26 protein-coding genes are annotated in these 25,920 nt (G+C 34.7%); 14 read left to right on the top strand and 12 right to left on the bottom strand.

Annotated elements, in window-relative coordinates; translation table 11 throughout:
* The first annotated feature begins 60 nt into the window (after nucleotides 1–60).
* The 6 genes from AABL85_RS00720 (at nucleotide 61) to AABL85_RS00695 (ending at nucleotide 8,626) form a co-directional block, all read left to right on the top strand.
* Nucleotides 61–840: a DUF3108 domain-containing protein gene (locus tag AABL85_RS00720; RefSeq protein WP_286414814.1), complete on the top strand. Its 780-nt coding sequence runs from the start codon at nucleotides 61–63 to the stop codon at nucleotides 838–840.
* A gap of 15 nt (nucleotides 841–855) precedes the next feature.
* Nucleotides 856–1,776: a tryptophan 2,3-dioxygenase family protein gene (locus tag AABL85_RS00715; protein WP_341308834.1), complete on the top strand. Its 921-nt coding sequence runs from the start codon at nucleotides 856–858 to the stop codon at nucleotides 1,774–1,776.
* Nucleotides 1,777–1,815: 39 nt separating this feature from the next.
* Nucleotides 1,816–3,057: a M23 family metallopeptidase gene (locus AABL85_RS00710; RefSeq protein ID WP_286414808.1), complete on the top strand. Its 1,242-nt coding sequence runs from the start codon at nucleotides 1,816–1,818 to the stop codon at nucleotides 3,055–3,057.
* 19 nt (nucleotides 3,058–3,076) lie between these two features.
* A complete protein-coding gene (gene pgi, locus AABL85_RS00705) occupies nucleotides 3,077–4,702 on the top strand; it encodes a glucose-6-phosphate isomerase (protein WP_341308833.1) in 1,626 nt (541 codons plus the stop codon).
* Between the two features lie 104 nt (nucleotides 4,703–4,806).
* The gene (locus AABL85_RS00700; RefSeq protein WP_341308832.1) at nucleotides 4,807–7,581 is read left to right on the top strand and encodes a TonB-dependent receptor; all 2,775 of its coding nucleotides are present in this window, start codon (nucleotides 4,807–4,809) and stop codon (nucleotides 7,579–7,581) included.
* 94 nt (nucleotides 7,582–7,675) lie between these two features.
* A complete protein-coding gene (locus tag AABL85_RS00695; protein ID WP_341308831.1) occupies nucleotides 7,676–8,626 on the top strand; it encodes an aldo/keto reductase in 951 nt (316 codons plus the stop codon).
* A 72-nt stretch (nucleotides 8,627–8,698) separates the two neighbouring features.
* Here the strand turns inward: AABL85_RS00695 and metG are convergent, their stop codons facing one another.
* The 5 genes from metG to AABL85_RS00670 form a co-directional block, all read right to left on the bottom strand.
* Nucleotides 8,699–10,759, bottom strand: coding sequence for a methionine--tRNA ligase (metG, locus tag AABL85_RS00690; protein ID WP_286414799.1), 2,061 nt, complete (start codon nucleotides 10,757–10,759; stop codon nucleotides 8,699–8,701).
* A gap of 194 nt (nucleotides 10,760–10,953) precedes the next feature.
* Nucleotides 10,954–11,202 carry a hypothetical protein gene (locus AABL85_RS00685; RefSeq protein WP_341308830.1) on the bottom strand — a complete coding sequence of 83 codons (249 nt, stop codon included), beginning with the start codon at nucleotides 11,200–11,202 and terminating at the stop codon, nucleotides 10,954–10,956.
* A 31-nt stretch (nucleotides 11,203–11,233) separates the two neighbouring features.
* The gene (locus AABL85_RS00680; RefSeq protein WP_341308829.1) at nucleotides 11,234–11,704 is read right to left on the bottom strand and encodes a cytochrome d ubiquinol oxidase subunit II; all 471 of its coding nucleotides are present in this window, start codon (nucleotides 11,702–11,704) and stop codon (nucleotides 11,234–11,236) included.
* Nucleotides 11,705–11,709: 5 nt separating this feature from the next.
* A complete protein-coding gene (locus AABL85_RS00675) occupies nucleotides 11,710–12,273 on the bottom strand; it encodes a hypothetical protein (protein WP_341308828.1) in 564 nt (187 codons plus the stop codon).
* Nucleotides 12,274–12,419: 146 nt separating this feature from the next.
* Nucleotides 12,420–13,838, bottom strand: a complete 1,419-nt coding sequence (locus AABL85_RS00670) for a DUF5074 domain-containing protein (RefSeq protein ID WP_341308827.1) — start codon at nucleotides 13,836–13,838, stop codon at nucleotides 12,420–12,422.
* Nucleotides 13,839–13,978: 140 nt separating this feature from the next.
* Between AABL85_RS00670 and AABL85_RS00665 the strand changes: the two genes are divergently transcribed.
* Nucleotides 13,979–15,082, top strand: coding sequence for a DUF2891 domain-containing protein (locus AABL85_RS00665; protein WP_341308826.1), 1,104 nt, complete (start codon nucleotides 13,979–13,981; stop codon nucleotides 15,080–15,082).
* 39 nt (nucleotides 15,083–15,121) lie between these two features.
* Entirely contained in the window at nucleotides 15,122–16,783 is a 1,662-nt protein-coding gene (locus AABL85_RS00660) for a hypothetical protein (protein ID WP_286414784.1), read from the top strand.
* 236 nt (nucleotides 16,784–17,019) lie between these two features.
* Here AABL85_RS00660 and AABL85_RS00655 read toward each other — a convergent pair whose 3' ends face one another.
* From AABL85_RS00655 to AABL85_RS00645, 3 genes are all read right to left on the bottom strand, one after another.
* Entirely contained in the window at nucleotides 17,020–17,367 is a 348-nt protein-coding gene (locus AABL85_RS00655; RefSeq protein WP_006262569.1) for a tRNA-binding protein, read from the bottom strand.
* A gap of 81 nt (nucleotides 17,368–17,448) precedes the next feature.
* Nucleotides 17,449–18,009 (bottom strand): 2'-5' RNA ligase family protein, encoded by a 561-nt coding sequence (locus tag AABL85_RS00650; protein ID WP_341308825.1) that lies wholly within the window; start codon nucleotides 18,007–18,009, stop codon nucleotides 17,449–17,451.
* Between the two features lie 402 nt (nucleotides 18,010–18,411).
* Entirely contained in the window at nucleotides 18,412–18,630 is a 219-nt protein-coding gene (locus tag AABL85_RS00645) for a hypothetical protein (protein ID WP_006257734.1), read from the bottom strand.
* Between the two features lie 103 nt (nucleotides 18,631–18,733).
* Between AABL85_RS00645 and AABL85_RS00640 the strand changes: the two genes are divergently transcribed.
* The gene (locus tag AABL85_RS00640; protein WP_341308824.1) at nucleotides 18,734–18,934 is read left to right on the top strand and encodes a hypothetical protein; all 201 of its coding nucleotides are present in this window, start codon (nucleotides 18,734–18,736) and stop codon (nucleotides 18,932–18,934) included.
* A 314-nt stretch (nucleotides 18,935–19,248) separates the two neighbouring features.
* Here the strand turns inward: AABL85_RS00640 and AABL85_RS00635 are convergent, their stop codons facing one another.
* Nucleotides 19,249–19,698 carry a GNAT family N-acetyltransferase gene (locus AABL85_RS00635; RefSeq protein ID WP_341308823.1) on the bottom strand — a complete coding sequence of 150 codons (450 nt, stop codon included), beginning with the start codon at nucleotides 19,696–19,698 and terminating at the stop codon, nucleotides 19,249–19,251.
* 122 nt (nucleotides 19,699–19,820) lie between these two features.
* Between AABL85_RS00635 and AABL85_RS00630 the strand changes: the two genes are divergently transcribed.
* Both AABL85_RS00630 and AABL85_RS00625 read left to right on the top strand, forming a co-directional pair.
* Entirely contained in the window at nucleotides 19,821–20,024 is a 204-nt protein-coding gene (locus tag AABL85_RS00630; RefSeq protein WP_341308822.1) for a hypothetical protein, read from the top strand.
* 27 nt (nucleotides 20,025–20,051) lie between these two features.
* Nucleotides 20,052–20,183 (top strand): hypothetical protein, encoded by a 132-nt coding sequence (locus AABL85_RS00625; protein WP_341308821.1) that lies wholly within the window; start codon nucleotides 20,052–20,054, stop codon nucleotides 20,181–20,183.
* Between the two features lie 80 nt (nucleotides 20,184–20,263).
* Here the strand turns inward: AABL85_RS00625 and AABL85_RS00620 are convergent, their stop codons facing one another.
* On the bottom strand, nucleotides 20,264–21,517 hold the full coding sequence (locus tag AABL85_RS00620) for an aspartate kinase (RefSeq protein WP_341308820.1): 1,254 nt from the start codon (nucleotides 21,515–21,517) through the stop codon (nucleotides 20,264–20,266).
* Complete coding sequence (locus AABL85_RS00615) at nucleotides 21,518–21,991, bottom strand: GNAT family N-acetyltransferase (protein WP_286414769.1); 474 nt, start codon at nucleotides 21,989–21,991, stop codon at nucleotides 21,518–21,520. It lies immediately after the preceding gene.
* 96 nt (nucleotides 21,992–22,087) lie between these two features.
* Between AABL85_RS00615 and fbp the strand changes: the two genes are divergently transcribed.
* Nucleotides 22,088–23,092: a class 1 fructose-bisphosphatase gene (gene fbp / locus AABL85_RS00610; RefSeq protein WP_286414766.1), complete on the top strand. Its 1,005-nt coding sequence runs from the start codon at nucleotides 22,088–22,090 to the stop codon at nucleotides 23,090–23,092.
* Nucleotides 23,093–23,147: 55 nt separating this feature from the next.
* Here fbp and AABL85_RS00605 read toward each other — a convergent pair whose 3' ends face one another.
* The gene (locus AABL85_RS00605) at nucleotides 23,148–23,576 is read right to left on the bottom strand and encodes a TerB family tellurite resistance protein (RefSeq protein ID WP_286414763.1); all 429 of its coding nucleotides are present in this window, start codon (nucleotides 23,574–23,576) and stop codon (nucleotides 23,148–23,150) included.
* A 266-nt stretch (nucleotides 23,577–23,842) separates the two neighbouring features.
* Between AABL85_RS00605 and AABL85_RS00600 the strand changes: the two genes are divergently transcribed.
* Both AABL85_RS00600 and AABL85_RS00595 read left to right on the top strand, forming a co-directional pair.
* Entirely contained in the window at nucleotides 23,843–24,271 is a 429-nt protein-coding gene (locus AABL85_RS00600) for a deoxycytidylate deaminase (RefSeq protein WP_006257722.1), read from the top strand.
* Nucleotides 24,272–24,283: 12 nt separating this feature from the next.
* Nucleotides 24,284–25,861, top strand: coding sequence for a S41 family peptidase (locus tag AABL85_RS00595; RefSeq protein ID WP_341308819.1), 1,578 nt, complete (start codon nucleotides 24,284–24,286; stop codon nucleotides 25,859–25,861).
* Nucleotides 25,862–25,920: the final 59 nt, after the last annotated feature.

Genomic DNA, 25,920 nt, shown 5'->3' with positions numbered 1-25,920 from the left:
CTCAGTCATTTCTTTGGCTGGGTTTTTTTGTTTGCTATTTTTGAATAAAAAACAACCAATATGAAAAAGAATCTTCTAATATTACTTGTGTTTATATTTTCCACAAGTTTTCTGTACTCACAATCTTCTGTGAGGGCTTTTGATAAAGGTGAATTCCTAAAATTTAGAATTAGTTATGGGTTGTTAAATGCTGGTATTGCTACTTTGCGTTTGACAGATACTGTGCATAATGGTATTCCTGTCTATCATGCTAAAGGGATAGGCTATACTACAGGTGTGCCTAAAATGTTTTTTAAAGTATATGATAACTACGAGAGTTATTTTGAAAAGAAAGAAGTAATTCCTCATCGTTTTATTCGAAAAATAGATGAAGGGGGGTATACGAAGGACCAAGAAGGGTGGTTTAACTACAAGAATATGAAAGTCACTGTAAAGGATTATGAAAAGAAGACAGAGAAGCAATATACAGTTACTAAAAGCGTGCAAGATATCGTATCTTCTTTCTATTATTTACGTAAGTATCCTGGGTTAAATGACCTTAAAGTAGGTGAGTCCGTAGAGATAGATATGTTCTTCGATGGAGAAATATTTAAATTTAAATTAAAATATCTAGGAGAGGAAGTTTTAAAGACAAATTTTGGTAAATTGAAAACTTTAAAATTTCGTCCTTATGTGATGGCTGGTCGTGTGTTTAAAGAAAAAGAAAGTTTGACAGTTTGGGTAAGTGCTGATGCTAATAAAGTGCCAGTACGTATCAAAGCTAGTCTAGCAGTAGGTTCTCTTAAAGCTGATTTAGAGGATTATAAGAATTTAGTGACGAAGCTAGAATTCGTAAAATAATTAGTTAATAAAAGTATGATCGATAAAAAATTCTCTGAGGTAGTGGATCGCTTTAATGATTTAGGAATTAAAGCAGAAACTCAAATAGAAGGCATGTTATATGCTAAACCTATTACGTATTGGGATTATATCCAAACAGATGCATTGCTAAATCTCCAGACTCAGAGAACCGTCTTGCCCGATGAGATGGTGTTTATTATGTATCATCAAGTAAATGAGCTATTATTTAAAATGATATTGTGGGAGCTGAATCAAGTAAGTGAGTGTAATGATGAGAGCTTAACGGTAGAGTTTTTTAAAGAACGGTTAGCTAGAATAAGTCGTTACTTTGATATGCTTACGTCTTCGTTTACGATTATGAAAGATGGTATGGAGGTAGAACAGTATTTGAAATTTAGAAATACTTTAGCTCCTGCAAGTGGATTTCAGAGTAGTCAGTATCGATTAATTGAGTTTGGTTGTACAGATTGGATTAATTTAATCGATAAGAGATTTGTAAATGATTTAGCACAAAATATTTCTGAAAAAGAGGCGTTAGAATATATGTATTGGCAGGCAGCAGGTAAAGACTATAAGACAGGAGAGAAGTCATATCTATTGAAGGAGTTCGAAAACAGATATTGTGAAATTTTTGTTAAAGCCATGAAAGATTATGAAAAAACAAATTTATGGCAGAAATTTGTGAAATTACCCCTAGAAGCCAAATCAGATAAGGGGTTGGTAGAAGCAATGCGTCATTTTGATAAAACAGTTAATGTTGTGTGGGTAATGGGGCATTATGAAGCTGCACTTAAGTATCTTGAAAGTAATCCAGGAGAAACAAAAGAAGCTACTGGAGGAAGCGATTGGAAAAAGTATATGTTGCCACAATATCAGAAGCGTATATTCTTTCCAGAGTTATGGAGTGAGGAAGAAAAAGCGAATTGGGGAAAATAGTAAAGGAGAAGAAGTTGAAAATAAAGATATTTTAGAGTTTTGAAGCAATTTATTTATAGTGTACTAATCGCTACAGCACTTATCTCATGTAAAAAAACGGAAGAGGTTACTATAGAAGCCCAACCAGAAAAAGAGCATGTAGAAGAGATTGTAGGAGAATTATATGGTTTTGATTTAAAAGATTACATTTTAGTAGAAGATACTATTCGAAGTGGAGATAATATTGGAAAGATCTTTGGAGATAATAATATTGGTTCTACTGAAGTCCACAATATAGTTACGCAAGTAAAAGATACATTCAATGTACGTAATATTCGTGTTGGTCAGCCTTATGCTCTAGTTAAGTATAGAAAGGAACAAGAGAAATTAGCGGCATTTATATACCATCCTAATATCTCTGGATATCAAGTGATAGATTTGCGTGACTCTGTGAGTGCATATACAATAACATATCCAGTAACTATAAAACGCAGAACAGTTGCGTCAGAGATAGAGGGATCCCTTTCGTTAAGCTTAAGTAAAGAAGGAGTAGATCAGTCATTAGCAACTAAAATGTCACAAATCTTTGCATGGTCTATTGACTTCTTTAAATTGCAACCAGAAGATAGATTTGCTTTTACAATAGAGGAGAAGTATATTAACGATACTATTTATTTAGGAGTGTCTAAGATAGACGCGGCTTATTTTAGATATCGAGGTAAGGATTTATATTCTTTTCCTTATAAAAGACAAGATTCTAAATCTACTGAATATTTTGATGAAGAAGGGCGACCAATGAAAGCTATGTTTTTGAAGGCGCCACTTAAATTTTTTAGAATCACATCTAAGTATTCTAAAAATCGTTTTCACCCTGTGCAAAAGAGATGGAAATCACATAACGGGACTGATTATGCTGCTCCTACAGGAACACCAATTATGACTACGGCATCTGGTGTCGTAGAAAGAGCTGGATATACGGCAGGAAATGGTAACTTTGTAAAAGTAAAACACAATGGGACATATTCTACTCAATATCTACATATGTCAAAGATACTTGTGAAAGTAGGACAAAGAGTAGATCAGGGACAGACAATTGGACTGGTAGGAAGTACAGGTCTAGCTACTGGGCCACACGTATGTTATCGCTTTTGGAAAAATGGGGTACAGGTTGATCCTTTGAGTCAATCTTTGCCTAACTCTGTGCCAATGGAAAAGAAAGATTTACCAGCATTTAAAGAATATATTACACCGCTTAAAGCTGAATTAGATAAAGCATTAAACGAAAAATTTAAAGGAGAATAAAAGTTAGTTAGTTGTAGAGATGTTAGAGAGTATAAATCCTTCTGGAACTTTAGCTTGGAAGAAGCTTAGGGAGCATTACGGTCAAATGGAGTTTGTTCAGATGCAAGAGTTGTTTGCCAAAGACCCTGAAAGAGCTAATAAAATGAATATTCAGTGGGAAGATTTTCTATTAGACTATTCAAAGAATAAGATTACAGAGGAAACAATAGAAATGTTGTTGGGACTTGCTAATGAATTGAATCTAAAAGATGCAATTCAGGCAATGTATAAGGGAGATATTATTAACGCAACTGAGAAAAGAGCTGTATTACATACAGCGCTTAGAGATTTGTCTGATAAATCCGCTGTTATAGTAAATGGTGAAAATGTTATAACAGAGATACAAGAGACACGTGAGCGTATTAAAGAGTTTACGGCTAAAGTATTGAACGGCAGTTATACATCTTATTCTGGTAAGAAATTTACGGATGTAATTAATGTAGGTATTGGGGGGTCTGACTTAGGACCTAAGATGGTCGTGCATGCATTGGCAAATTATCGTACAGAATTAGGAATGCATTATATTTCTAATGTTGATGATGATTATCTACAGTCTGTATTGAATAAACTTAATCCAGAAACTACTTTAGTTCTTATTGTTTCTAAGACATTTACTACTCAAGAAACTATAGAAAATGCAAAGAAAATTAAGTATTGGTTAGAGAGTAGTTTAGGCGATGTAGATTTAAGTTCACATTATGTTGGTGTATCTGTTGCTATTCAAGAAGCAATGAGTTTCGGTGTAAAGCGTGAGAATATTTATCCTATGTGGGACTTTGTAGGTGGAAGGTTTTCTCTGTGGAGTGCTGTTGGGATTTCGATTGCTTTAGCTGTCGGTTATGATCATTTTGAACAACTTCTACAAGGAGCTCATACAATGGATAGGCATTTTAAAGAAGCTGATTTTAAAGAGAACCTACCTGTGTTAATGGCTCTTCTAAGTATATGGTATAATAATTTTTATGGATATGAGACTGAAGCAGTCGTTCCTTATAGCCAGTTGCTTGGTAAATTACCAGCTCACTTACAGCAGATGATTATGGAAAGTAACGGAAAGAATAAAGACAGGAGTGGTAATCCTGTTAACTATCAAACTGGGACTTTAATTTGGGGAGAGGTAGGAGTTTCTGCTCAACATGCCTTTTTTCAATTGTTTCATCAAGGTACTAAAGTGATTCCTATTGATTTTATTGGTTTTGTAAATCCCCATTTTAAAGAGAGTACTAATCACGATATATTGATGTCTAACTTCTTTGGTCAAAGTGAGGCTTTATTGAATGGAAAGATAGGAGAAGAGTATGAAAGTGATGGAGGATCTTTTTTAAGTAACTTTAGAGAGTTTTGTGGTAATAAACCATCAAATACAATTTTAATAGACAAATTAACTCCTAAAAGTTTAGGTGAGTTAATTGCATTATATGAACATAAGACGTTCGTTCAAGGAGTAATTTGGAATATTTATAGCTTTGATCAATTCGGCGTAGAGTATGGAAAGATTTTGGCAAAGAATATACAAAATGAAATTAAATCTAAAAATATATGTGAACATGATAGTTCTACAGCTTTTTTATTGCATTATTTTGTAAAAAATAGAGTTGTAGAATAAGTCTAAATAGTGATAAAACGTTAATTTTAATGTTTTGGTAACATTGAGTATGGATGTTTTTGTACATTTGTTGCGAAAATAATTTTATCACTTACACTTACAAAATGAAAAACTTGAAGAACTGGATGCTGATGATGGCAATGGTATTTACCTCAGTATCTGCACTTTCACAAAACAAAATCACTGGTATAGTTGTGGATGGTGAATTCCAATCGGGATTACCTGGAGCAACAGTGATAGTAAAGGGGACTCAAAACGGTACGTCATCTGATATGGATGGTAAATTCGAATTGACGGTTTCTGGAGATAAAGGAGAGGTGGTTATCTCTTTTATTGGTTATCAATCTAAAACTGTAGCTTTCAAAGTTGGCGCTGATAAGAAAGCTGATCTTGGATCTGTAGTACTTGCTGCAGACGAAAACTTGTTAGATGACATCGTTATTATGGGTGTTGCTGACGTAGCGAAAGATCGTAAAACTCCAGTAGCAGTTTCTACAATTAAAGCTGCTGAAATTCAAGAAAAACTTGGTTCTCAAGAGTTTCCTGAAATTTTAAACACAACTCCATCTGTTTATGCTTCTCAAGGAGGAGGAGGATTTGGAGATTCTAAAATGAATATTCGTGGATTTGATCAAAAGAACATCGCTGTATTAGTTAACGGTATGCCTGTTAATGATATGGAAGGTGGTTCTGTGTATTGGTCAAACTGGGCTGGTGCACAAGACGTTGCTTCTGCTGTTCAAGTTCAAAGAGGTTTAGGATCTTCTAAAATCGCTATTTCTTCTGTAGGAGGAACTATGAACATCTTAACGAAAACTTCTGACATGAGAGAAGGAGGTTCGTTATCTGCTGGTGTTGGAAATAATGATTATTTTAAAGGATCGGCATCTTATAATACTGGTATTTTAGATAGCGGTTTATCTGCATCTTTATTAATGTCTTATACTAGAGGTAATGGGTATGTAGAAGGGACAGACTTCGAAAGTGTAGCTTATTTCTTAGGATTAGGTTACCGTTCAAAAGATAGTCGTCACAACGTACAGTTTACTTTTACAGGGGCTAATCAATGGCATAACCAAAGAAGTACTAATCCAACTATTGCTGACTACATGAAGTATAGCGAAGATGGTAAACCAAATAGAAAATACAATCCTGATTATGGAATGTATCAAGGTGAAGGTTACTCATGGGCTAGAAACTTCTATAATAAACCAATCGCTTCATTAAACTGGGATTATAAAATCAATGATATCTTCACATTAAACACAGTTGCTTACGGTTCTTGGGGACGTGGTGGTGGTAACGGTGCTCTTGGAAAGATTAATGGAAAAGACCAAAGACACGAAATGTTTAAAGACCAAAATGGTCACATTCGTTTTGATGATATAGCTGCTTGGAACTCAGGAAAACATGTTGCTGATTTTGGAGCAGATAAGAAAATGATAAATGGTGAGTACTATTCAGACAAGAATAGTGGATTTGTTCGTCGTGCAAGTATTAACTCACACGATTGGTATGGTACAGTAATGAACTTAAATGCTAAAGTTAATGAGAATTGGAACTTCGATATTGGAGTTGATGCTCGTACTTATGTAGGATACCATTTCCAAGTATTAGATGATTTATTAGGTGCTCCTGGATTTGTAGATGCTTCAAATAAAACTGCAGGTTCAAGAGTTATTACTCAAACTTATACTAGTAAAGCTCCTGCTAATCCATGGGCTGATTGGGGAGATCGTCAGAAAGTAGCTTACGATAATGATGGTAACGTAAAATGGTTAGGTGGATTCGGACAAGTTGAGTATTCTAAAAATGATTTAACTGTTTTCGTTCAAGGATCGATCTCTAATCAATGGTTCAGAAGAATTGATTATATGACTTATAATCGTAATACTGAAAGTGGCGCTGAAGAATATAAAACTTCTTGGAAGAGTTTATCAGGAGGAAGTATTAAAGGAGGTTTTAATTATAATATTAATGAGAACCACAATGTTTTTGTTAACTCTGGATATTTCTCTCGTCAACCATTCATGAATAATGGTGTATATATCAATAATAGAAATGATATTAACCCTAATCTTAAAAATGAAAAAATATTCGGATTAGAGTTAGGATATGGTTTACGCCTTGACAACTTTAGAGCAAACGTGAACTTATACCGTACTTCTTGGAAAGATAGAATTCAACGTATTTTCGAAAGAGATGTGTTTGGTGTAGGATCTAATGGAACACAAACTCCTGGTTATGCTAACTTATATGGAATTGAACAAATCCATATGGGATTAGAAATGGACTTTGTTTATAATCCTATTGATCGTTTAGACATTACAGGATCTTTATCATGGGGAGATTGGAATTATAAAGGAAATGTTACTGCTGATTTCTTAGATGAAGCAACTAATGCTCCAATTAATGACCCAAATACTAATAAGCCAATGCAAAAAACTTTATATTTAGATGGAGTTAAGGTTGGTGATGCGCCTCAGTTTATTGTTAACTTAGGAGCTGCTTATGAAGTATTGCCTGGATTAAAAGTTGATGGTAACTTCCGTTACAATGATAAGTTCTATGCTGCAATTAATCCAAATGATTTTGGAAAAGCAGATCATAATGGATCTATTTCATTACCTTCTTTCAACTTATTTGATGCTGGATTATCATACAAAATGCATGTTGGAAAAGAAAAGAAAAATAGTGTAACAATGCGTGCTAACGTTAATAACGTATTTGATACAACTTACATTTCTTATTCTAGAACTAATATCCACAACGGAGATAGTAAAGCTAATAATGTAAATTGGAAAGGTGTTGATACTGCAAACGAAGTTTACTTCGGAAACGGTAGAACTTGGAACTTTACATTGCGTTATAACTTCTAATAAGTTATTATAAAATATATCATAAAAAAGGAGATCATTACTGGTCTCCTTTTTTTATTGCTTAACTTTAGAGTTATAATAGAAATGTATAAATATGACAAAATATAAATTTGGAAAGTCGGAATTGTATGTTCCTGCTTTGTCTTTTGGAGGAAATGTCTTTGGATGGACTTTAGATGAGAAAGAATCATTTAAGATGTTGGATGAGCTGTATGATAATGGACTAACTTTTATAGATACAGCGAACAACTATTCTCATTGGGCACCAGGTAATGTAGGTGGTGAATCAGAAGCAATAATAGGGAAGTGGTTTAAAGAGAGTAAAAAGCGTCACGATATCGTTCTCTCTACTAAAGTTGGTGGTCGTATGGGAGATGGAACAAAAGGACTTAAGAGAGAATATATTGAAGGATGTGTGGATGCCTCACTGAAGAGATTGAATACAGATTATATTGATTTATACTTCTCTCACTATGATGACTTAGACACTTTGCAAGAAGAAACGATGGAGACTTTTAATAATTTAGTGAAGGCTGGTAAAGTAAGATATTTAGGAGCATCTAATTTAGAGGTTGAACGCATTGAATCAAGTAATGCTATCGCACGAGAAAAGGGATGGGCTCAGTATATAGCTATACAGCCTCTTTATAACCTATATGATAGAGAGAAGTATGAGCATGAGTACTTGCCTTTAGTAGAAGAAGAGAAGTTAGCTGTAATGAGTTATTTTGCTTTAGCAAGTGGCTTTTTAAGTGGTAAGTATAGAAACTTAGAAGATATAGAAGGTAGTTCTAGAAAGGATATGGTGAAAGGGTATATTAATGAAAGAGGAATGCGTATTATAGATCAACTAGAAATATTTGCGAAACAGCACAATGCTACTATTGCAGAGATTGCTATAGCATGGCAAGTGCACAAACCGTCTATTAGTACTCCTATCGTTAGTGCTACATCGAGCTCTCAGTTAAAAAGTTTAATACGTTCTACTGAGATTAAGTTATCAGTAGAAGAGATAGCTCTATTAGATAAAGTGAGCGAATATTAGAGGATAGTAAACTAAAAGCAAAAGGCAGACTCTTTTAAAGGTCTGCCTTTTCTGTTATTTTTAAAGCTTCGATTAATTAATCGTAGCTCCGTTTTTTACATTTTGTTCGTCTGGATTCACGAATACTAACTTACCATCTTGGTCTTCAGTCATTAGTATCATACCTTGACTCTCCACACCTCTTAGGGCACGAGGAGCAAGGTTCGCTAATACCGTCACTCTCTTGCCGATGATATCCTCAGGTTTGAAGTGTTCAGCAATACCTGATACGATAGTACGGACATCCATACCAGTATCTACTTTTAGTACTAAAAGCTTATTTGCTTTTGGCATTTTTTCAGCCTCTACGATAGTACCTACACGTAAGTCTAACTTAGCGAAGTCTTCATAAGTAGCTGTCTCTTTTTGAGGCTCTACTACTTTTGCAGCAGCAGCATTAGCTTTTTTAGAAGCTTCTAGACGGTCTAATTGTTTCTGTACTTCTTCGTCTTCTATCTTAGCAAATAGTAGTTCAGCTTGTCCGATAGTGTGTCCTGCAGGTAATAATACTTTATCTTCAGCTATAGTACTCCAGTTAATAGGATTCTCTAACTTAAGCATAGATTTAAGTTTATTCGCACTAAATGGCAAGAAAGGTTCAGCAAGAGTACTTAGTGCAGCAGCTATTTGTAGTGCTACATACATTTGTGTTTTCACTCTTTCTGGGTTCTCTTTGATTAGTTTCCAAGGTTCTTCATCAGCCAAGTACTTATTACCAAGACGAGCTACATTCATCATTTCTGACAATGCCTCTCTGAATCTATAGCGCTCTACAGAACTTTCAATAACACTAGGGTAAGCTCTTAACTCAGTTAATGTAGCGATATCAACATCAGAGAATTCATTAGGGTGAGGCACTACACCTTCATAATATTTATTAGTTAATACTACTACGCGGTTAATGAAGTTACCGAATATAGCTACTAACTCATTGTTATTTCTAGCTTGGAAGTCTTTCCAAGTAAAGTCGTTGTCTTTTGTCTCAGGAGCATTAGAAGTTAAGGCATAACGCAATACATCTTGTTTACCAGGGAAATCTTCTAAGTACTCGTGAAGCCATACTGCCCAATTTTTAGACGTAGATAGTTTGTTCCCTTCTAAGTTTAAGAACTCATTAGCAGGTACATTATCAGGTAAGATATAGCTTCCTTCTGCTTTTAACATTGCAGGGAATATCACACAGTGGAATACAATATTATCCTTACCGATGAAGTGTACTAACTTCGTATCATCAGACTTCCAATACGGTTCCCAGTCTTTACCTTCTCTTGCAGCCCATTCTTTAGTAGAAGAGATGTATCCGATAGGAGCATCAAACCACACATAAAGAACTTTTCCTTCCGCACCTTCTACAGGTACAGGGATACCCCAGTCTAAGTCACGAGTTACAGCACGAGGCTTTAATCCATCTTCTAACCAAGATTTAACTTGTCCGTATACATTAGGTTTCCAGTCATTTTTATGACCTTCTAAGATCCACTCACGTAAGAATGTATCATATTGGTCTAATGGTAAGAACCAATGTTTTGTTGACTTTAAGATTGGTTTAGTCCCAGTGATAGTAGATTTAGGATTGATTAAATCTGTTGCATTTAATGAAGTACCACATTTTTCACATTGGTCTCCATAAGCCTCTTCATTAGCACATTTAGGACAAGTACCTGTCACGAAACGGTCAGCTAAGAACTGATCAGCTTTCTCATCGTATAATTGTTCTGTAACTTCTTCTATGAATTTACCTTCATTGTATAGCTTCTTGAAGAATTCAGAAGCTGTCTGATGGTGAATAGAAGATGAAGTACGAGAGTAATTGTCTAAAGAGATACCGAAGTCCATAAAAGATTGCTTGATAATACCATTGTATTTATCAATTACTTGTTGAGGAGTAATTCCCTCTTTTTTAGCTTTCATAGAAATAGCTACTCCGTGCTCATCACTTCCACATATAAACGCTACGTCCTTTCCTTGCAAACGCAAGAATCTTGCATAAATATCAGCAGGTACATATACACCAGCTAAGTGCCCGATATGGATAGGTCCATTCGTGTAAGGCAATGCTGCTGTAATAGTATATCTTTTAGGTTCTTGTATCATATATCAATTACTGTTAATATCAAACGAATTTAATAAGAATGCAAAAATAAACAATAGTAACGGATTACGACTATTTATTTTTGAGCTTAATTCGCGATAGGTTATCTATTGCTCTATTTAAATTAAATAAAAAGACCTTAGAACTAGTCAAATAATTCTAAGGTCATACTAATTTATCAAATGAAGAAAGCTTTTTACTCCTGAGCTTTCTGTTCTTGAATATTTTTTTTCATACTCTCATCCATTTTGAAACTTCCATTAGTAGCAGAAGAACTATTCTCTCCAGTACCGTGCATAGGTATAGCCATTGTACCATTGTCATCATTTGTTTTCGTAGTAGAAGACTTTATAGATGTTGATTCGGCAGGAGTACTTGCTTTGTTTTCTTTGCAGCCTACGGTCATTATAGCCATAGCAGCCATTAGTATAATGTGTTTATTCATGGTGTGAGTAGTATTGTTGTTTTTATATAACCTAATCTATCTTAGGTTGAATGTCAGATTGATCTAATTCAGTTGTTGATAAAGGTAAGGCTTTTCTTTTACCTTTTAAACAAAAGAAGAATAGACAACTGAAGATCCAGTTAAACCAAAACATATAACCTCCTAGATGGAAGTAAAACTTCATGTGCTTATGAGAAGTTCTCGTAAAGTCGATATACGTATAGTAAGCGCCTATAACTCCTATGATAAGTAAAACTACTGTAACCATATTAGCAATCGGTCTTGAAGAGAAATACTTAAATAGAGCTAAGATGATAATTAGTGCTACCTGAATACCAAATATAATTAATGCAGTCTTCCAAGGCGTTTTAAATACAGTGTATTGTTTATACATTAGCGAAATACCTATTCTTCCTAAGAAAGACATCTTAGAGATAAGTACAGCAGATATTATCGCTAGACTAAGCTGTATAAATACTAAAATAGTAATATTCTTTCCCATTATTTCTAGTTAATAGACCATCCGTTTTCTTCACTATAGCGAAACTTGTACTTCTTAGTAATAAACTTTGTGTTCGGGTTTTTGTCTTTTGAGAACACAATAAAAGGAGTATACTGTTTAGATAGCATAACAGAGGCAGTAGCAGATTTTTTACTTCTGTTATTCAGTTGTAGATTATTGCTTTTATCTAATGCATACACTATTGTTTTGACAGTTACTTTATCGCTCTTTTGATTGATGACATAAGGATGTGCTTTCTCAGTTAGCTTTACCGTTACATTCCAGATAGAATCTTTAGACAACCATTTTTTCTTAGCAGACTCATTCTCAAATTCTATATAACCTTCTTTTTCCAATACTTTGTATTGATTGATCTGTAGGCTGTCTTTTTTCTTTCTAAATTTCTTAGTTCCTAGTTGAATTGTTGTACTCTCAAACTCAGGTTTATCTTCTAAGTGAGCTTCTATAGTATCAAGAGCTTTAGAAGAAGTAATATCCTTATTGTTACAACTACTCAATAATACCACTAAAAATAGTGATAATGTAGTAAGCATTGTTCTTGTTTTCATAGCTTAAATTTTAACCAAAAGTACAAAAAAAGAGATTATATGGATAACTATTTTTAAAATGTTTACAACTTGAATATTAGGTATTTATGTATATTGAAAGAGGTCGCTGTATAGCGACCTCTAGTTTATTTATACTTAAGTAATATTTAGTTTCTTACCCAGATTTCAACATCTTTTTGAAGTTTCTTTCCATTAGAACTAACCTTCATATTCATTGATGTTTTTCCTGTTTTTTCATTTGTTTTGATGACTAATTCATCTCCTTCTATAGTAGCATAACCAAACTCATTTTCTAAGTTCTTTACAGACTTTTCGATTAAGTTATATGGGCTATCTTGATCTACTACGATATCTTTAAGCGCTACTCTGAACTCTTTGTTTGGTTTTAATACTATTTGGTTCACTAAGATTTCAGGAGCATTATTATCTTGGAAGAAAGGTACAGAAGGGAACCAAAAATAACCATTAACGTCATTATAAGAAGAAGATTCTTGATTTCCACCTTCCATGAAGGCTTGACCTTTTAGAGCACCTGTATTAGATACTATTCTAGTCCAGTTATAACTTCCATTACTCCCCCATCCTGGTCTTTTTATTAGTAATACTAAATCATCTTTGATAGGATCTACTCTAAGTCCAGCTCCATAGAAGGCTAACTTATTGTTCATATCATCTAGACCTAGTTCATAGAACTCATCATTAAGTTCTCCAGTCTTGGTATTAAACTTTACAACCTTATTCCCTTTTGTCCAATAAATAGCATCCTCTTTCATACTTGGAGACATAGAACCAGGATTCCATGCACCCCATGAACCATTTATTGGAGCAGCTGCAATATTATAAGCTTTAGTGTCTTGTGTGTCTTTAGGGTTGATACGTTCTATTTCACTGCCTTTACCTGCCCATACGATACCATTTTTGTCTAGAGTTACTTGTGTGTATCCTCCTGCCTTTGTATCAATTACAGTATCCGTATCTGTATTGATGATAACTAAGCCTTTCCCTTGAACGACAGCATATACTTTGCTATCTACATACACCATATTACCCGTTTGTCCATTGATACCATCTACTTTAGTACCGATAGTTTGAGAGTTAATATGATAGATGGTGATACCGTTTCCCGTTGAGATATATCCTTTAGTATCTGATACTCCAACGAATGATCTACCATCTCCTTGAATATCTTCAAAAGTCTTGATTATCTTAAAATCTTTATCAGTTACAGCAAATCTATTATCTTGTTTTGAAACTAGATAATAATTCTCACCGAACGCTACCCCCATTGTAGTTGTTGCGCCTAATTTTTTACCATTATTAGCCTCTCTATAGATTCTATATTTTCTATTTAAACCATAGTCTAAGAAATTCACAGTTCCCTTATCTGTTCCATACCAGTCTTCATTAGCGATATAGAAACCACTAGGTTGTATCAGAGGAGTAGGAGCAGAAGGCGGGATGATTCTAAAACCATCTTCATTTTGATTATTATCGTCAGAGCTACAAGCAAAGGTTAATGCCAGAAGCGAAAGCGTTAAAGAACGTGTAATAAATTTAGTATTCATAAATGTTTTTTGTGTTTTTTATGTTGCTTACAAAAATAGGACTTCGCAAATTGAATCAAAGCTATTTTAGATTTCTTTTTTAAAGAACACTTATAGATTGGAGTATTTTACTATTTTAGAGGAATAAAGAATAGAGTAATATGAGAAAAATAGGAAGTTTGTTATTTGCGAGTGTATTGTTGTTTTCGTGTACAGAGAAACAACAGCCTTCAAATAATCCCATCAATACAGAAGACCAACCAGCATTAACACTTACAGTAGCTGAGGCGAAGAAGATTATAGAGTTGCCCTTGCACTGTATAGAATTAGAATATCCTAACCGATTAGGACAAACACTAGGCAGTAATGACGATCTAAAGAATCCTAAGGCATTGCGTCCTATATTTTATGGATGTTTTGACTGGCATTCTTCAGTACATGGCTTTTGGTCTATTGTTACTTTATTACAGAAGTTCCCTGAGTTAGATGCAGATGGGCAGATACGCACTAGACTAAATAATCTGATTACAGATGAGAATGTAGCAGTGGAGTTAGCTTTTTTCCATGACCCTAATAATAAAAACTTTGAACGTACGTATGGTTGGGCATGGCTGTTTCAGCTTCATGGAGCTTTATCCCAATGGCAAGATGCTGATGCACAACGTTGGGCAAAGACGATAGAGCCATTAGCGAAGATTATGGAAGAACGTTATGCAGAATATTTGCCTAAACTATTATACCCAATACGCACAGGTACACATGACAATACTGCTTTTGGGCTATCACTATCACTAGACTATGCACGTCAGATGGGGAATAAAGCATTTGAGCAATTAATAGTAAGCAACGCTAAACGCCTGTATGGTGAGGATAAGGGGTGTAATATTGCCTTCGAACCTAGTGGACATGACTTTTTATCACCATGTCTAGAAGAAGCTCGCCTGATGAGTAAAGTAATGAATCAAGATGAGTATCGCACGTGGACCAAGGCGTTCTTACCACAACTATTTGATCAGAACTTTACCATAGAAGTAGCTAAGGTATCTGATCGATCAGACGGACATTTAGTACACTTAGATGGATTGAACTTTAGTAGAGCTACTTGTTTTAAAGAAATAGGGAAGGCATTACCAGAGTTAGCACCTAATCTGAATGCTTTGTCAGTTCAACACTTTAATAATTCGTTTGGCAATATTACAGGAGACGATTATATGGGTAGCCACTGGTTAGGTACTTTTGCCTTGTACACATTAATACACCAGTAACCCTAAATCAGGTAAATAAGAAAACACAATAGAAGTAGTATGACATTAAGAGAAATGTTTAGCATCGAGGATAAGGATAGAGACCTATCCGTAGAGGCAGTAAGGAATATATTCAGCTTATCTATTGTACAGAGTTTATATTATAATAGATGGCTTTTATTAAGAGATGATGAGAATGTAGGAGATTTTTTAGAAGCTTTTGATGTACTAGGCAAGGATAAGGAAACGAGTAATCAGTTTGCTATATATTTTCAAGAAGACGAGTTTAATACTCGCATTGTTATCTCACGAGATTATATTAATAGGGAAGGAGAGAAGGATGCAGAGATGTATCACTACTTTATTCGTAGAGTAGGGATGGATGTAAGTGATGTACTTGTATTCTATCAAGAGCACAATGCTTATAATGATCAGTTATCATTGCTCACCCCTAAAAATGAGATGCATAAGAGTAGAGCAGTAGATTGGTTTAGTAGTGTATGTGATCTATTGTATTCTGTTAATCACTTTTTTGAGTTTGATGACAAGATTGCTAATATGGTAGAGCACGCACAGATGTTTAGCATAGAGGCTATTAATCAAGAGCCAGAGATAGAATCCATATTCTACAATGGGATTATGTATCGCGTAGTCAGTATACGCAATGGACTAGATCTACTTAAAGGGCTAAAAGGAGTACATGATCAGAACGAAGAGTTATTTACATTAGACAATTTAGTGTATGACTTAAGCGATGAGAGTTCTTTCTTCTTAGTAGTAGATAATGATGCAGAAATAGAAGAACTAGAAGTGCTTAACTTTATAGAAGATTATGAGATAGATATACAGGGATATATATTCTTAGGAGATCTAAAGGTAACGGATTCTTTGTTCTGTCAGGAGCTAGACTTTTCACCGATGTTGGTAGTGATGGGGGACTTAGTTGTGAAGAATGCCTATTTCTGTGGAAACACACATTATATAGGCGGGAGTGTCTATGGAGAGGTGGTGTATGCTAAGTATAACCATGGTGAACTGCACGTGAAGGGAACTTTAGATGTGAGATGTATTGTCTCTATGGATATGCCATGTTATATTAATAAGATTCGTATTACTAGCATTATTTCAGACAACTCAGTTCACGCTCTAGATCAAGTAAAGGGCGAAGACGGACTGCCTTTCTTTATGCTTAATGTATATCCGACTACACACCGTACACGAGATGTGTTTATAGACGAGATAAAAGAAGAATATACATGGGGTGAATATTTTCCAGATGACGATGATATCATAGAAGCGATGCGCATGGGAAAAACGTTACTAAAAGAGACTGTGTTCTCTGTCTATAAAGACTTCAGTGATACTGTAGCAGAGCGCTTTAATAGACTGTTTATAGAATTAATAGATAGTAATGGAATGGCTTCAAAGCGTATAGATGGAGGATATGTGAGTGATTATTTCTTTAATGTATATATGTATAATGATCAGAAGTATAGAGAACTCGGTAGAAAAGATAAGACGAGTAACTATCAAGCACGTATTCTACATAATATAGATACTGGTGAATATACGGCTATAGTTGATTTTTTTAAAGAAGATGGTAAGACACAGTATAGTGCTTTTAGATCTAAGCTGACGGATAACTTTACCTCTACTCACTCAGCTATGTATGCTTTTAATCTAGCAGAAGAAGCCTTTTTAAAGAAATTAGGTAAGATATAATGAAGTTAATATTTGACGGTTTACAGTTCACAGACTGTAAACCGTTATTTTTTATTGTTATAGGATTGAGGGATGCAAAACATTGATATCTCTGAAAAACCGTCAACTGTCCATATTCAATATATGATATATCATAGGTAAATACTGTCAACTACTAACTGTTAACCATAAACTGTCAATTATTCGCCATCAATATACTGTAGGTAAATACTGTCAACTGTAAACCGTTAACTAAATTATCCTATTCTTAAGCCATTTTTAGTAGGCTTATCCATTGTCATTAACGTAACCTCTTTTCCTTCTACAGCTCCCATTACTAGGCATTCACTCATTAGATTAGCTATCTGTTTAGGGGGGAAGTTTACTACAGCTACTACTTGTTTACCGATCAGCTCTTCAGGTGTATATAGTTTAGTAATCTGAGCAGAAGACTTTCTCTTTCCGATCTCTTCTCCGAAGTCCACTACTAACTTATAAGCAGGGTTTCTCACTTCAGCGAATACTTCCGCTTCAACGATAGTACCTACTCTCATTTCTACTTTAGAAAACTCATCCCAAGTCAATGTATTGTTGTTATTTTCCATGTTTTAGGTTTGTGATTAATTCCAAAAATAGGGAAAATAAAATAAAATCGATTGGCTCATCTGTCTTTAACATGAATAGTTTTAAAACAACGACAATTGCTCTGGTTCATTAGATGGCAAGCCTAAGAAAGGGAAGGTAGCGATGATGTCGTATTGTCTTCTGTCAGGGTTAAACTGGCGTAGGGCGATATGATTACACAGACAAGAGATAGCAGGTTTCTGAAAATAAACTAATGCACGCTCTAATCGCTCAGGGTCTAGCTTGCGCGCGATAGACATATGAGGTTCATTACTCTTATAGATTTCGGGCAAAACGACTTTGCGCATTACCTTTTTTGCATATTCTTGAAGAATAGGTTTAGAGAACTCATCTACTGCTAAGAAGAACGCTCCGTTAGGATATTGACCATAGTCGTTAAATAGTACTTGTACAGGAGTGAATGTACTACATTGTGCTCTGACTAATTCGGCTATTTTTTTGATACCATTCAGGTCAGTTTTAAACTTAGAGATAGTGATATGTGCTAAGGAATTCTTACTGTTATACCACCCTATCTCATCGGCTAGCTTTAGCTTCATTTGCTTTACTAGTTCAAGTGTAGCATCATCAGGTTGAAAACAAAGGGAGTATTTAGAAATCATAGCATAAGTTTTAAAGAGTAAAAATAAACAATATCAAGCGTATTTATCTCTTTTTATGTTATGAATACTGTGTTATTTCACTACTCATATTGCCTTATTCTGCCTCTATTTGGAGATATTGATCAGATATGGTCTTTTTGATTTAATATGGAGTGTCTTATTTATTGTAAGTGATTGTTGTCTAGTTTATTGTGTTTTTTTGATTTGATTTTGTGTGGGAGTTATTCGGAAATAACCTGTGTTTACTAGGGATTAGAGGTTGTTTTGCGAATGAGATTTAGACTGTATCCGAAGGATCTCTAATGAAGGATTGTATGGAGAAAGTAAGATGTATCTAATAAAACAAGGAGACCTTCTCTTGATAGGTCTCCTTGCTTTATAGAAGTATAAATAACATTCTAATTATCGTATAACCACTCTTCCTCTAAATGGAACATCGGTAGCTATATCTATATTATGAGCTTTAGAGATAAATATCTTACAAGGCTTCACTTGATAGACAAATTCATCTATAATCTCAGATACCTGTACAATAGGGTTCTCTATTTGGTGGTCTTTAAAGTCAACAACTAGTATGTCATTGTCAAAATCTAAGGCTGAAAATTCTTTTACGTATTTCATGATTGTGTTGTTTTTGAAATTATATATTAAGTTACGGATAATAAAGTAGATAGAAAAATAGAGTTGATAAAATATTTTATATCAGTGCTTTATTTCCCTTAACATGATCTTGTTTGATGGAGCTATGATATGGGCATTATTTGATGTTAAGGACAAACCGCTTTGGGTTAATACACTCTTAGTGTTTTTTAGTTTGGTACTGACATTAGCTATTTGGAGTTATCTAAAGAATATGGGGATGAATAGAAAGGGAATAAGAAGAGTAGATAACGCTAGGTTTGGGAATACAACGAGAAGGAGATAAGTAGGTGTCTAGGTGTGAATTAGATGTTTGGTTTTTAATGCTTTCTTTTTATAAAGTATCTTTTTTCTATTAGATAGTATATTCCTAATGCTAGAAATATAAATAGACTATACTGCAAAGAGCTAATAAGGCCTTTTCTGTCAATTAGCAAAGACCAAAGTAGGTTAATAACTAGCAAAACCCATAAAAAGTAATATATCTTTTTATTCATAATTATTTGTTTTATACTAAGTTATGGTTTTTGTGCTACATAGAGTTGTTAATTTCAAAGAGAAGAAAGAGATAAGTATAATTATCAAATAAATGCGTTGGAGTTACAACACCTTCTCAAAACACAGGCTACTCTCTACACCTTTATACTGACCGTAGTTAGGGATAATAGTATAGTTATTCTTTCTATATAATATCTCTGCTTGTGTCTGTAGCTTACCCATCTCTAAGATACAGCGTGTATAACCTAGCTCTAGACTCCACTTTTCTAATTCAGCTAGTACAATAGAGGCGACGCCCTTACCTCTAGCGATAGGGGAAGTGTACATACGCTTAACTTCCATAGTATGTGAGTCATATTCTTTGATAGCTCCACAGGCTATAGCACGACTATTTTCGTAGATAACCACAACGTGGTTGATATGATCTACTTTATTGTATTGGTCAAAGAAGTCATGTTCATCACCATCAGTTGTTTTGAGGTATTTGTCTAGTTCTATGATGAGGTTTAAAAAGTCTTTATTGTCAGAATTGGTTCTTGTGATGGTCAGCATAGTTTGATGTTTTGTGGGTTAAAAATACTGTTTTTTAAAGAGCTATTTATGGACTGAAGAAAAACTATTCGTTAAAGTTTACGTATCTTTATAGAACGTGATTATTAAAAGCAAGTGTAGATATGGACTTAGATTATGAAAGTAGATTTTATATGGTATGGATACTATCGAGTATTGTGATAGGTGTCTTTGGCGCTATATTGTATAAAGTGATACAGGATATTAAAAAGAAAGAAGTAACTAAAGTGCAGTATATCATGGCTTTTATAGGTAGCTTTATCATCGCTTTAGCCTTTGAGTGGGTGTTATTCTATCTTGCTTTATAGCTAATATCTGGTCTTAATGAATAGCTTATGAAGAAAGTCTTAATGGGTATAGTCTATATACATGGGTTGTTATTATGGGGTATCTATATCCTGATTTATGCAGTGGCTAAGTTCTTTTTAAACACCTGTAGATTAGGTAAAAAGAAGATTAGACAATGAATATTAGGGCAATGATCAATATATAGTTGTTTAGTATAGAGTATTAAAAAGGCCGTCTTCGTGAGACAGCCTTTGTGATGTTATTCTTTAGTGACAATCTGCATTGTCTCTCTATTCACTTGTTTTAATAATAATGTTTTATCGCCAAGTATCTTCTGTGCAGAGTGATCGTCGAAGTGTCTTATGGTATATAGAGACACATTCTCATTATAGCTCACCTTAAACTTATCTGTAAGCAATAGTCTTACATCTTCGAAGTGATTAAACTTATCTTCTACACATACAGAGAAGCTAATAGCAGAGTTCTGTATTACATTCACCTTAATATTATACTCTCCGAAGAGTTTAAAAATATCACTGATATTTTGTTCCATGATAAAAGAGAAATCCTTAGAAGAAAGTGATATTAATAATTGGTTCTTCTTCACAATAAAACAAGGAACATGAGGAGTCAATGGTGCTCCTTTAGATACATTCGTTCCTGGTAATAATGGATTTAAGAATGACTTTACATATAGTGGTATTTCTTTTTGACGCAACGGTTGTAAGGTCTTTGGGTGGATGACTGACGCACCGTAGAACGCTAGTTCTATTGCTTCTTGATAAGAAATATGTTGTAGTAGAGTAGTATCTTCAAAATAACGTGGATCAGCATTCAGTACCCCTGGTACGTCTTTCCATATCGTTACACTCTCTGCGTCTAAGGCATAAGCAAAGATAGCAGCAGAGTAGTCAGACCCCTCTCGTCCTAATGTGGTAGAGAAACCGTTATAGTCAGACCCAATAAATCCTTGTACAATGAATAATTGCTTAGTACAAATCTCTTTTTTGATATTCTCTATCGTGATATCCCAGTTCACATCAGCGTCTCTATAGACTGTATCTGTTTTGATTAAGTTTCTTGAGTCTAGCCAAGTGTTGTCTATATCTGACTCTAGTAGGTAATAGTGTAAGATAGTCGTAGAGATAATCTCTCCATAGCTTACGATTTGGTCATAAACGAAGTTATAATTAGGAGATTTATTGTTCAGTAAGAAGTAAGTAATAGAATCAAATAGCTCTTTTAGCGCTGCATAGATATCGTGATCTTCATTAGGGAATAATTCTCTAACGATCGTGTAGTGATAATCTTTAACTACATCAACAGACTCTGCTAAGTCAAATCTATTCTGAAAATAGTTGTGTACGACTACCTCTAAGGCATTCGTCGTTTTACCCATTGCAGAAGCAATGATTAGGCTATCTTCATAGCCTACTGTTTTTAATACGTTACAAACGTTTTTTACATTTTCTGCGTCTCTTACTGAGGCTCCTCCAAATTTGAATACTCTCATTTACTTAGATTGACTAAATTGTTCTATTCCGTTTTGATCCATTTGTACAGTATACCAATCTTCTAATACTGTCGCTCCGGATTTTTTATAAAAGTTAATAGCCGGTTCATTCCAGTTCAGAACTACCCATTCTACTCTTCGCACACCTTCTTTCTTTGCGATATTCATAACCTCTGCATACAGTGCATATCCTGCTCCTGTACCTCTAGCTGCTTCTGTGACGATAAGATCTTCTAAGTGAATCGTCTTACCCTTCCAGGTAGAATATCTATTGTAGAATAAAGCCATGCCGATGATTTTAGTGTCTAGCTCAGCAACAATAACATGAAATAAAGGATTTGCTCCAAAACCATCTCTGATTAGGTCTTCAGCAGTAACTACGACAGCATCAGGTTCTTTTTCGAAAGTTGCTAGTTCTTGTATTAATGCTAATACATCAGGCATGTCTTGAGGGGTTGCAGGTCTAATATTCATTTTAGTTATTGATTTAATGGTTAATGTCTTCGGTTAGACAACAAAATTAACGATATTTGCACTGTAAAATACACAACTTAAGAATCATTTTTGAAAATGACAACAGAAAGATCTCAAACTTTAGGAGAGTTTATCATTGAAAAACAAGAAGACTTTAAATACTCTTCTGGTGAGTTATCAAGATTAATTAACTCTCTTAGACTAGCTGCTAAAGTAGTAAGTCACCAAGTTAACCAAGCAGGTTTAGTTGACATCGTAGGTGCTTTTGGAAAACAAAATGTACAAGGTGAGCAACAGCAGAAACTTGATGTTTTTGCAAACGAAGTATTCATTAAAACACTTATCAATAGAGAAATCGTATGTGGTATCGCTTCTGAAGAAGAGGATGATTTTATTTCTATCCACGGTAGAGATAACAGCAACGAGAATAAGTATGTAGTGCTAATGGATCCACTAGACGGTTCGTCTAATATCGATGTGAATGTATCAGTAGGTACTATCTTTTCTATCTATAGACGTGTGACTCCTATCGGAACTCCTGTAACAAAAGAAGACTTCTTACAAAAAGGAGAGAATCAAGTAGCAGCAGGATATATTGTATACGGTTCTTCTACGATGTTAGTTTACACTACAGGTAATGGAGTACACGGGTTTACATTAAATCCAGCGATCGGTACATTCTTCTTATCTCACCCGAATATGAAGATTAATGAGGATGGGCATATCTACTCTATCAATGAGGGGAACTATGTACACTTCCCTCAAGGGGTAAAAGATTACTTAAAGTACTGTCAAGCAGAAGAGAATGATAGACCATATACTTCTAGATACATCGGTAGTTTAGTATCTGATATTCATCGTAATATTCTAAAAGGAGGTATCTACATCTACCCTACTAGTACGAAAGCTCCGAAAGGAAAACTAAGATTGTTATATGAGTGTAATCCTATTGCATTCATCATTGAGCAAGCTGGAGGTAAAGCATCTGATGGATATACTCGTATCATGGAGATAGAGCCAACGGAGTTACACCAACGTGTTCCTTTCTTCTGTGGTAGTAAAAACATGGTAGAAAAGGCTGAAGAGTTTATGAAGAAATAAGAAGTATTTCTATAAAATAACAAGTGAGCTAATCTGTATGATTAGCTCACTTTTTTTATTTTTTAAGGTTGTGAATTTCTTCTATGAAGGTATCTATATCAACATTTAGGACTAGTAACGATAGAGATTTATCTACTAGATAATCGATATTATTAGTGAAACCTAATGCAACAGCAAATTTCTTTAATATCTCTTTTTGTTTTGGTCCTAATACGTGATTTACATATACCATTCTTGCCAGATCATATAATCGTTCTATACGATTGGTCTCTAAATAGGGAGGGTTGACAGGATAGCTCTCAGGGTTTTTTAATATACTTGCATAGTCCTCATCACTGATTTCTAAGCGAACAGCTAGTTCATCTAAGAAAGCTTTTTCTTCTGTGCTATAATGTCCATTCGCTAACGCCACACGTACTATCGAAGCAAAGTGGCCTTTGTTTCTCTCTCTAAATCCTAAATCAAATAATTCTGAGTATGACATTTTTGTTTGTTTTTTGGTTAGTAAATTGGTTCAGTTTATTATCTCTAATATAATGATAAATTATGGAGTCCGTAGTTTTTTTATGATATTTTTATGCTTATCATAATGATGTGTGTTTTTAGTAGTGGGTTTATAATAGATTATTCGTTTAGATAGTAAATTAGATAAACGAAATAAGTTCCTATTCTAAGATTGGTGAATTAACAAAAAGGTTTGTGTATTTTTGTTAGATCAAAGGGATAGAGAACTTTGTAAATATTTCTGATATGAATGAATCAAAAATAACTAAATATGATAAGGCTTATTTGCGCATGGCACGCGAATGGGGACAACTATCGTATTGTAAACGAAAAAAGGTAGGGGCTATTATTGTAAAAGATAGGATGATTATTTCTGACGGATATAATGGTACACCCACCGGTTTTGAGAACTGTTGTGAAGACGAAAACGACACTACGCATTGGTATGTGCTACATGCTGAGGCTAACGCTATCTTGAAGGTTGCTAGCTCTACACAGAGTTGTCAAGGGGCTACACTTTATATCACGATGTCTCCATGTAGAGACTGTAGTAAGCTTATCCATCAGGCAGGTATTACTAGAGTGGTGTACAGTGAAGGTTATCGTGACACAGAAGGAGTAGACTTCTTAGAAAAAGCAGGGGTGGATGTCGTATTTCTTCCTGACCTTGATTAATATCCACTGTAGATGAAAAAGTTTTTTTGGCCTCTGATTATATCGATTTCTTTATCCTTAGGTATCTTACTAGGGGGCTTTCTTGTATCTGCTTCTTATCGTGGAAAAACTGGTTTTTATACCAATCACAATAAGCTTAAATTAAATAGGCTAATTGATTTTATAGAGAAGGAGTATGTAGATAATGTAGATACTGACTCTATCGTAGATAGAACGGTGACTACTATTTTAGAACAACTAGATCCTCATTCTATCTATATCGGCAAGAGTGAGCTACAGTCTGTGACAGAGTCTATGCAAGGTAGTTTCGTAGGAATAGGAGTGAACTACTATTACTATAAAGATAGTGTCGCTGTAATCAAAGATATCGTAGATGGACCCGCTTTTAAAGCTGGAATACAGCCAGGTGACCGTATCATAAGTGCTGATGGACAACATCTGTATGGAAAGGAGATGACCTCTGATAGTATCGCTAAATACTTAAGAGGAGAAAAAGATACTGATGTAAAGTTAGAAGTCTATCGAAAGACTATAGGTAAGAAGCTAAACATCGTAGTCAATAGACAGCCTATTCCTATCAAGAGTGTAGATGCCGCATTTAAGTTGTCAGACGGGAGAGGATATATTAAGCTCAATAGATTCTCTAGTACGACTTACGAAGAGTTTAAAAAGGCGTTAGAGGATCTGATCACACAAGATATTTCTAGCCTAGTCCTTGATTTGAGAGATAATGGGGGAGGGTATATGGATCAGGCAGTAAATATGCTAAATGATTTATTAAAGAAAGATCAGGTAATTGTAAAAACTGTAAATAAGGGCGGTCAAGAGAGAGTCACGAAGTCTAAAGGAAGTGGTCTCTTTACAGATAAGCCTCTTTATGTGCTGATTAATGAGAATTCTGCTTCTGCTAGTGAAATTATAGCTGGAGCAATACAAGATAATGACAGAGGAACTATCGTAGGGCGTAGAAGCTTCGGTAAAGGACTTGTACAACGAGAATTGATGCTTGGTGATGGTTCTGCTATTAGATTGACTACAGCGCGTTATTTCACTCCATCTGGACGATCTATACAGAAGCCTTATACGATGGGTGTAGAAGAGTATAATAACGATTTTAGAACGAGATACGCACACGGTGAGTTATATGCTGCTGATAGTATAAAAGTAGCCGATAGCCTACAGTATAAGACCTTAAAAGGGCGTGTAGTCTATGGAGGTGGTGGTATAGTACCAGATATCTTTGTTCCGATAGGGAATAAGCATGGAGATGACACTGTGGTACTTCTGATGAAATCGGGTATTGTGAGTTTCTTTGTATTCCAAGAGATCGATAAAGAAAGAGCGAAGTTTACTAATATGTCTAAAGAAGAGGTGATAGACTATGTGATGTCTTCTGATAAAGTATTTAAAGCTTATATTAAACATCTAGAAGGTAATAAGCTATTCTTTAAACTAGATAAGCGAAAGCAGATCGTGAAGCGATTCTTAGTCGGGGAGTTTTTAAGTCAATTATACACTAGTGAGGATTACTATCTATGGATGTTAGAAGTAGATCCTATGATTAAGAAGATAGATGAGAAAACTTTATAGTTAAGAAGTGCTCAATATAATAATAGTAAAGCATTGTGATTACCACAATGCTTTTTTTT

Source organism: Myroides odoratimimus, assembly GCF_038039805.1.
GTDB classification, from domain to species: Bacteria; Bacteroidota; Bacteroidia; order Flavobacteriales; family Flavobacteriaceae; genus Flavobacterium; species Flavobacterium odoratimimum_B.
Note: the sequence above shows the minus strand (reverse complement) of the source record. Positions and strands in the feature narration are given on the sequence as shown.

Excerpts from the sequence above, each read along its gene's own strand:
- AABL85_RS00685 (WP_341308830.1), bottom strand. The coding sequence starts at position 11,202 with ATGAATAAACACATTATACTAATGGCTGCTATGGCTATAATGACCGTA.
- metG (WP_286414799.1), bottom strand. The coding sequence starts at position 10,759 with ATGATACAAGAACCTAAAAGATATACTATTACAGCAGCATTGCCTTAC.
- AABL85_RS00660 (WP_286414784.1), top strand. The coding sequence starts at position 15,122 with ATGACATTAAGAGAAATGTTTAGCATCGAGGATAAGGATAGAGACCTA.
- AABL85_RS00625 (WP_341308821.1), top strand. The coding sequence starts at position 20,052 with ATGAAGAAAGTCTTAATGGGTATAGTCTATATACATGGGTTGTTATTA.
- pgi (WP_341308833.1), top strand. The coding sequence starts at position 3,077 with ATGTTAGAGAGTATAAATCCTTCTGGAACTTTAGCTTGGAAGAAGCTT.
- AABL85_RS00720 (WP_286414814.1), top strand. The coding sequence starts at position 61 with ATGAAAAAGAATCTTCTAATATTACTTGTGTTTATATTTTCCACAAGT.
- AABL85_RS00595 (WP_341308819.1), top strand. The coding sequence starts at position 24,284 with ATGAAAAAGTTTTTTTGGCCTCTGATTATATCGATTTCTTTATCCTTA.
- AABL85_RS00670 (WP_341308827.1), bottom strand. The coding sequence starts at position 13,838 with ATGAATACTAAATTTATTACACGTTCTTTAACGCTTTCGCTTCTGGCA.
- AABL85_RS00605 (WP_286414763.1), bottom strand. The coding sequence starts at position 23,576 with ATGTCATACTCAGAATTATTTGATTTAGGATTTAGAGAGAGAAACAAA.
- AABL85_RS00650 (WP_341308825.1), bottom strand. The coding sequence starts at position 18,009 with ATGATTTCTAAATACTCCCTTTGTTTTCAACCTGATGATGCTACACTT.
- AABL85_RS00655 (WP_006262569.1), bottom strand. The coding sequence starts at position 17,367 with ATGGAAAATAACAACAATACATTGACTTGGGATGAGTTTTCTAAAGTA.
- AABL85_RS00665 (WP_341308826.1), top strand. The coding sequence starts at position 13,979 with ATGAGAAAAATAGGAAGTTTGTTATTTGCGAGTGTATTGTTGTTTTCG.
- fbp (WP_286414766.1), top strand. The coding sequence starts at position 22,088 with ATGACAACAGAAAGATCTCAAACTTTAGGAGAGTTTATCATTGAAAAA.
- AABL85_RS00615 (WP_286414769.1), bottom strand. The coding sequence starts at position 21,991 with ATGAATATTAGACCTGCAACCCCTCAAGACATGCCTGATGTATTAGCA.
- AABL85_RS00680 (WP_341308829.1), bottom strand. The coding sequence starts at position 11,704 with ATGGGAAAGAATATTACTATTTTAGTATTTATACAGCTTAGTCTAGCG.
- AABL85_RS00715 (WP_341308834.1), top strand. The coding sequence starts at position 856 with ATGATCGATAAAAAATTCTCTGAGGTAGTGGATCGCTTTAATGATTTA.
- AABL85_RS00640 (WP_341308824.1), top strand. The coding sequence starts at position 18,734 with ATGATCTTGTTTGATGGAGCTATGATATGGGCATTATTTGATGTTAAG.
- AABL85_RS00635 (WP_341308823.1), bottom strand. The coding sequence starts at position 19,698 with ATGCTGACCATCACAAGAACCAATTCTGACAATAAAGACTTTTTAAAC.
- AABL85_RS00620 (WP_341308820.1), bottom strand. The coding sequence starts at position 21,517 with ATGAGAGTATTCAAATTTGGAGGAGCCTCAGTAAGAGACGCAGAAAAT.
- AABL85_RS00695 (WP_341308831.1), top strand. The coding sequence starts at position 7,676 with ATGACAAAATATAAATTTGGAAAGTCGGAATTGTATGTTCCTGCTTTG.
- AABL85_RS00645 (WP_006257734.1), bottom strand. The coding sequence starts at position 18,630 with ATGAAATACGTAAAAGAATTTTCAGCCTTAGATTTTGACAATGACATA.
- AABL85_RS00600 (WP_006257722.1), top strand. The coding sequence starts at position 23,843 with ATGAATGAATCAAAAATAACTAAATATGATAAGGCTTATTTGCGCATG.
- AABL85_RS00675 (WP_341308828.1), bottom strand. The coding sequence starts at position 12,273 with ATGAAAACAAGAACAATGCTTACTACATTATCACTATTTTTAGTGGTA.
- AABL85_RS00700 (WP_341308832.1), top strand. The coding sequence starts at position 4,807 with ATGAAAAACTTGAAGAACTGGATGCTGATGATGGCAATGGTATTTACC.
- AABL85_RS00630 (WP_341308822.1), top strand. The coding sequence starts at position 19,821 with ATGGACTTAGATTATGAAAGTAGATTTTATATGGTATGGATACTATCG.